This window comes from Brevibacillus brevis NBRC 100599 (genome assembly GCF_000010165.1).
Classification (GTDB): Bacteria; Bacillota; Bacilli; order Brevibacillales; family Brevibacillaceae; genus Brevibacillus; species Brevibacillus brevis_D.
On the sequence record NC_012491.1, the window covers coordinates 345,623 to 352,500 of the forward strand.

Annotated in this window: 6 protein-coding genes (1 of these 6 cut by a window edge); all 6 read left to right on the plus strand. The window is 48.9% G+C overall.

The features are described from left to right. The first annotated feature begins 4 nt into the window (after positions 1–4). Positions 5–1,345: an alpha/beta hydrolase-fold protein gene (locus BBR47_RS30005; RefSeq protein ID WP_041749206.1), complete on the plus strand. Its 1,341-nt coding sequence runs from the start codon at positions 5–7 to the stop codon at positions 1,343–1,345. A 277-nt stretch (positions 1,346–1,622) separates the two neighbouring features. Continuing rightward, complete coding sequence (locus BBR47_RS02025) at positions 1,623–2,849, plus strand: MFS transporter (protein ID WP_012684097.1); 1,227 nt, start codon at positions 1,623–1,625, stop codon at positions 2,847–2,849. 31 nt (positions 2,850–2,880) lie between these two features. Further along, on the plus strand, positions 2,881–3,264 hold the full coding sequence (locus BBR47_RS02030; RefSeq protein WP_012684098.1) for an MmcQ/YjbR family DNA-binding protein: 384 nt from the start codon (positions 2,881–2,883) through the stop codon (positions 3,262–3,264). Between the two features lie 53 nt (positions 3,265–3,317). Beyond that, complete coding sequence (locus BBR47_RS02035) at positions 3,318–4,688, plus strand: sigma-54 interaction domain-containing protein (protein ID WP_041749207.1); 1,371 nt, start codon at positions 3,318–3,320, stop codon at positions 4,686–4,688. Between the two features lie 405 nt (positions 4,689–5,093). Next, positions 5,094–6,476: a GntP family permease gene (locus BBR47_RS02040; protein ID WP_012684100.1), complete on the plus strand. Its 1,383-nt coding sequence runs from the start codon at positions 5,094–5,096 to the stop codon at positions 6,474–6,476. A 66-nt stretch (positions 6,477–6,542) separates the two neighbouring features. Next, positions 6,543–6,878: the start of a 3-hydroxybutyrate dehydrogenase gene (locus tag BBR47_RS02045; protein WP_012684101.1), read on the plus strand. 450 nt of this gene lie beyond the right edge of the window; 336 of the gene's 786 nt are visible here — the first part of the coding sequence; the start codon lies at positions 6,543–6,545; the stop codon falls past the right edge of the window.

The window sequence follows — 6,878 nt, forward strand, 5'->3', positions numbered from 1 at the left end:
GGACGTGCAAATTGTGAAGGGACAATTGCTTGCAGACGTATGCCATCACCGAGCACTGCTCGTATATTTGCCGCCATCCTATGACAAGAGTACGTCCCGTTTTCCCGTCATGTATGTCCATGATGGCGGTGACTTGTTTGATCCTGCGTTTAGTACTGCCCTCGATGCAATCGAAGATAAGTTTGCAGAGGGGAAAATTCCTGAGCTGATTCTCGTCGGCATCCAACCAGGAAACCGCAGGGATGACTATACACCCTGGTTTTCCAAAGCGATCTCGCTTGAGCGCAACATTGATTTTGGCGGGCAAGGAGATGCGTATCTTTCTTACGTTGCCAATGAATGTAAGGCGTATATCGACAGCAAATACAGGACAGACCCTAGGCCGGAAAAAACAGGGATCATCGGATTTTCGCTGGGTGGCTTGATCTCGATGTACGCTGCGCACCAATACCCGGATGTTTTCACGAAAATCGGCAGCATCTCGGGATCGTATTGGTATGAGGGCATGGTTTCGTTTATGCGGGAAAAGAAAATGTACCATCCCGGGCTGCGCATCTACATGGATGTTGGCAGTAAGGAAGGTGCTAAAAAACAAAACATCCAGAAACAAATGGTCCCGCTGACAAAAGAAGCCCATCAGATATTGGCTGATAGCGGCTTCACAGCAGATCAGCTCGTCCTGTTCATGGACGAAGGGGCGGATCATTTGAGCAAATATGCAAACGCCAGATTTCCTGGGGCGTTGCAATGGCTCTGGAATGAGAAGGAGGAGACAGAAATGGAACTGACCAAATTGATTAGAGAGCGTCGCTCCATTCATCGCTTTACAGATCGGGAGGTAGACCCTGCGCTGGTTACAGAACTGATGGATACAGCCGTGTGGGCGCCGAATTATCACATGACACAACCGTGGCGCTTTATTGTGACGTACGGGGAAGGCAAGAAAAGAATCGCCGAGGCCGTGCGAATCATGAAGGAGAAGCGGGAGATTGATCCGTCGAAAAAGAAAGAAGTCGGCGATAAGTTTTACAATAAAATTATGGCGATTCCGATGCTGATGACGGTCATTATGGAAGAAAGTCCGAACCTGATTACGCGTCAGGACGATTTCGCTTCGACCAGCATTGTCATTCATAACTTTAGCTTGCTGGCGTGGGAAAAAGGCATCGGTCTGACATGGGAGACGTACCCGTGGATTCACGAGCCGGAATTCCGTGAAGCGATGGGCATTCGACCAGGTGAAAAGGTGCTGGGGAACCTGCATATCGGTTATCCAGCCGCGATCCCTAACGCACAGCCACGCATTCCAGCAGCAGAGCGCATCACACTTGTAGATAAGGCATAGGACAAGATCAAGTGAATTTTTCTTGTCACAGGATTACTTTTTGTGGTACCCTTGGGTCATTCTACAAGAAAGGGTGACCATTAAGCCGATGATCTGCTAACTCCTATTTCCACAAAACCAATCGGATAAATCGATGCGTTTTTGGATAGGGGTAGTATGTGCATATTGGCGAATAGATGGTAGATCCTTTTTAGACTCACCAAAGGGTTTCTATGTCTTTTTGACGATAATATGCGTAGCCTCCTGTCCAGATCGCAATGGATAAGGAGGCTTTTTTATGTCAAATGTTTTGAAAAATCGTTATGTCAGGGCTATTTTGTTATCAGCAGTTCTGTTGCAAATCGGAGTATGGGTGCGCAACATGGCGATTCTGCTCTATGTGATGGATCATACAGGAGGCGATCCGTTTGCTGTCTCCATGATTTCTGTGGCAGAGTATGCGCCAATCTTTCTGTTTTCCTTTCTTGCTGGTACGTTTGCCGATCGCTGGCAACCGAGAAAAACGATGGTCTGGTGTGAGGTGCTCAGTGCTCTATCGGTTGTCGGAGTGCTGCTTACCTTCGTTTTCGGCTCGTGGAAGGCCATCTTTTTTGCCACACTCATTTCAGCCATTCTCTCTCAGTTTTCCCAACCGTCCGGTATGAAGCTGTTCAAGCTGCATGTACCTGGTGAACAGCTTCAGGTAGGAATGTCGGCGTACCAGACTATTTTCGCGATCTTCATGGTATTTGGACCGATTGTCGGTACGTTTGTGTTCCAGCAATGGGGGATGGAGGTTGCTATGGTCATCACGGCAGTTGCGTTCCTCGCAGCGGCGGGTGTCCTGTATTTGTTGCCGCCAGATCGTGTCGAGAAAGGAGAGCAGCAAGAAACGGCACTGCTTGGGGAGATGGTCAGCGGGATTCGTTATGTGTTCTCCAGTCGCGTGCTGTCAATGCTTGGCTTTTGCTTTTTGGCTGTAGGCTTCTCATTGGGAATGATTCAGCCGCTTGGGATTTTTATCGTGACCGAACAACTGCAATTGCCAAAAGAAAGCCTGCAATGGTTAATTACCGCCCAAGGTGTGGGGATGATTGCCGGAGGGGCCATGACGATGGCAGCTGCCAAAACGATTCCACCGCAAAAGCTATTGGTCATGGGACTTCTGGGAAATGCGGTCGCAGTAGCGATTTGCGGGATGTCCACGAATCTGTGGCTGACGCTTGTTGCCCAGTTCATTGCGGGATTGCTCTTGCCCTCCATTCAAATCGGGATCAACACTATGCTGCTTAAAAACACAGAGAGTACCTTTATCGGTCGGGTGAATGGCATACTGACCCCGTTGTTTACAGGCTCCATGGTCGTCATGATGAGTATTACGGGAGTATTGAAGCTGTATCTTCCGCTCGCAGTCATATACGGGATCGCTGCATTCCTGATGATCATTGGTCTCAGCTTTATTTTGCCGCTTTATCGTATGAGAGAAGGAAACGTGGTGCAAAGTACAGAACAGACTGGTACATGAGCGTTTGGATGCAAAGGGAGGCTTGGACCAGATGGTGCACGAACAGATTTCTTCTATAGAAAGTTTAAAGATGGTAGCTGCTGTTCGCGAGCTGGCGATGCGGTTGCCAGAGGTAACGGAGCAGGTAGACGCTTTTGGACATACATCGTTTCGGGTAAACGACAAGCCGTTTGTCATTTTGGGAGAGGGGGGCACTGAAGGCCCCTCCTTTTCTGTGAAGGTGCTGAAGACGACCCAAGAGATTTTGCTTGCACAGGAGCATTTTTACAAGACACCGTACATCGGTCATCACGGCTGGGTTTCGATTCTGGACAAAAACGTGACGAGCTATGATGAAATTGAAGATTACATACGGGAAGGCTATATGTGCGCGGCTCCCAAGCGATTGGTCAAGCAATTACAACACCTCCCCTGATCGTTCCTGTATAATTTTTACACAACCGCATTCAGACAAAGGGGGAGCCGGTTTTGGATTGGAATCTCCAGCAGATGAGCAAATTGCTTGAGGTCGTTTTTGAAAATGCCCATGAACCGATGATCGTAACGGACAAGGACGGAAAAATACTCTTATTGAATCGGAGCTATCGGGAATTTCTTAATGTACAGGACGTGATTGGACAACCAGTGACGGATGTCATCGAAAACACGCGGATGCATATTGTCGGTCAGGCTGGCGTTGCCGAGATCGCTGACATTCAGCAAATAAAAGGACAGAACATGATTGCGCATCGCATCCCGATCATGGACGAAGGAAAAGTGATTGCGGTTCTGGGAACGGTGCTGTTCCAAGATGTGCAAGAGCTCACTGCCTTGGCTGCGATGGTTGCTCAGCTGAAGGATGAATTGACCTATTATAAGAAAGAGCTGCGGCGGCGGATGGGGGCTACCTATCACTTTGACCAAATCGTTGGGTACAGCCAGAAGCTGCAGGAGCTTAAAAAGTTTTCTCAGAAAGTTGCGAAAAGCGATTCGACTGTGCTCATCACGGGCGAAAGCGGGACGGGCAAGGAGTTGTTTGCCCACGCCATTCATGCCGAGAGCAAGCGCAAAATGGGCCCTTTCATTCGGGTGAATTGTGCCGCTATTCCGGATTCTTTGCTCGAATCAGAGCTCTTTGGCTATGAAGAAGGTGCGTTTACCGGGGCTGTTCGCCGCGGAAAAAAAGGAAAGTTCGAGCTGGCCAACCACGGAACCATTTTGTTGGATGAGATCGGGGACATGCCGTTGCCGCTGCAAGCCAAGCTATTGCGTGTGTTGCAGGAAAAAGAGGTCGAGCGGGTAGGTGCTGTACGGACGACGCCAATCGATGTGCGGGTGATCGCTTCCACGAATTCGGATATGCTTCAAAGCATCAAGGAAGGGAAGTTTCGGGCAGACCTCTATTATCGGTTGAATGTCGTGTCACTCTCGATTCCTCCGTTGCGCGAGCGTCTGGAGGATTTGCCGGAGCTGGTTTCGAATCTACTCAAACAGCTTGGCGAGTCCACTGGCGTTGCGGTCAGGGCCATTGATGAAGAGGTATGGCACGTACTTCGTGGCTACTCCTGGCCAGGCAATGTACGGGAGTTGAAAAACGTACTGGAACGAGCCCTGCATCTAATGGAAGACGATATCTTGAAAAAGGAGCATATTTGGCTGCCTGTATCTGACGAAGGGACACCCTCATCCTTGTCGGTTTCAACTCATGCCGTTCGACCATTGAAACAAATCTTGGAAGAGGCTGAGCAGGAAGCGCTTCGTCAAGCGATGCAGCAAGCAGGGGGAAACAAGCTTAACGCCGCCAAGCTGTTGCAAATCAGCAAGTCCAGCTTTTACGAAAAGTGGGAGAAGTACCAGTAGCACGAGGCGTGTATAAGTCGGGGATGTGGCGTTGAGCCAAGTTCGCGGCTTTTTTCATCTGAAGCAATAGCGTTTTGGTAGATTCCGGTTTTCTGGAATAGAGCAAGAGGGTCTCCGGTAAAAACCCAATAGCCTTCCATGAGCAGATTCCCTAAAAAATGGGCGGATTTTTGCTAGATTCCATAAAACCGGACAATAAATTCCGGAAATCCGGAAAATTTGCAAGCGCTATCATCTGCTCCCTAACACTCCAGGCACGATGAAGGGGTATGGTTGAACGATTTTTCTGGAATCGGCTGGGGTTGGCATGGTCCGTGCAATTGAATTAGATTTGAAAGCGTTTTCCTCAAGTGAGTCCACACAATCTCCTCTGTAAAGCGGAGGAGAAATTGAAAGGAGAATTCTATGATCATCGAAGTGTTATCCATCTTGGTTTCGCTCGGCCTGCTGATGTTTTTTGCGTATCGGGGCTATCCTGTTATCGTATTTGCCCCTATTTTTACGCTGCTGGCCGTTGTCCTTTCCGGGATCTCTCTGTTGCCGAGCTACACCGAAACCTTCATGACGAATGCAGCAAACTATGTGAAATCATTCTTCCCTATTTTCTTACTGGGTGCCATTTTCGGGAAAGTCATGGAGTTGAGCGGTGCCGCCTCATCCATCGCTCACACAATTGTGAGGGCGCTTGGCTCCAATCGTGCGATCTTGGCTGTCGTTCTGGCTTGTTCGATTTTGACGTATGGCGGGGTTTCCTTGTTCGTTGTGGCATTTGCGGTGTATCCGTTTGCCGCTGCGATATTCCGTGAAGCCAATATTCCGAAGCGTCTCATTCCAGGAACGATCGCGCTCGGGGCCTTTACGTATACGATGGACGCCTTGCCAGGTACACCACAAATTCAAAACATCATTCCTACGACTTATTTTGGTACGGATGCTTATGCTGCACCTGTTGTTGGAACGATTGGCGCCATTATGGTTTTCATTGGCGGGATGCTATGGCTGGAGCGCAGACGCAAGCAAGCTGTCGCTGCTGGGGAAGGCTACGGTGAGGGACATACGAACGAGCCAGAGCTGATCAAAAATGAATCCTACATGAACATCTGGGTTGCGATTCTCCCGTTGGCATTGGTGCTCGTGGGTAACTATATGTTCAGCAGAGGGATTTGGACAGTAGAGACGTGGTACGATCCGGCGATCCTCAAAGAATCATTTAAGATTGAGAAAGTGAAAAACGTCGTATCTTCTTGGTCACTGATTATTTCGCTCTGTCTTGGAATTATTGCCGCAATTTTAATCAATGTGAAGCAAGTCAAAAACAAGCTGGCGAGTGGTTTGACTGCTGCCGCGATGGGTTCTCTCTTAGCGATCTTCAACACTGCTTCCGAAGTTGGGTTCGGAAACGTTGTGAAAACATTGCCGGGCTTCAAATTTATCCAAGGCTGGATTATGGGAGCAAGTGATCATCCGTTGGTTTCTGAGGCACTGGCTGTAAACGTACTGGCAGGTGTGACAGGTTCAGCGTCGGGCGGTATGTCGATCGCGCTGGAGGTTATGAGCAAGCAATACCTGGAGATGGCAAATGCTGCGGGAATCAGCCCTGAGTTGCTGCACCGTATTGCCTCGATGTCTTCCGGTGGTATGGACACATTGCCACACAACGGAGCGGTCATTACATTGCTCGCGATTACTGGTTTGACGCATCGTCAATCGTACAAAGACATTTTCGCGATAACGGTTTTGAAAACAGCTGTCGTGTTCATTCTGGCATTTGCCGTGTCTATTTTCTAATTTTCATCAAAGATCAGCGAGTTTATAGACAGAGAAAATGAGGATCAGGAGAGGAGATAGTAGGGGATGGAGAAGTTGTTGGAGCAACAGGTAGCAGTTGTAACAGGGGCTGCAAGCGGTATTGGATTGGAGATTGCCCGGACGTTTGCCGAGGAAGGGGCGAGGGTCGTCATACTGGACTTGAATGGGGAAGCAGCGGAAGCAGCAGCAGCCCAATTGCAGAAGGAAGGTCACGAAGCAATCAGCTTTGGTTGTAATGTTACTGACGAGGTACAAATGCAGGCGTGCATCCAGCAGACAGTCCAAATTTTTGGCAGACTCGATATCCTAGTGAATAATGCCGGATTGCAATTTGTTTCTCCTATAGAAGAGTTTCCGACTGCAAAATTTGAACAAATGCTC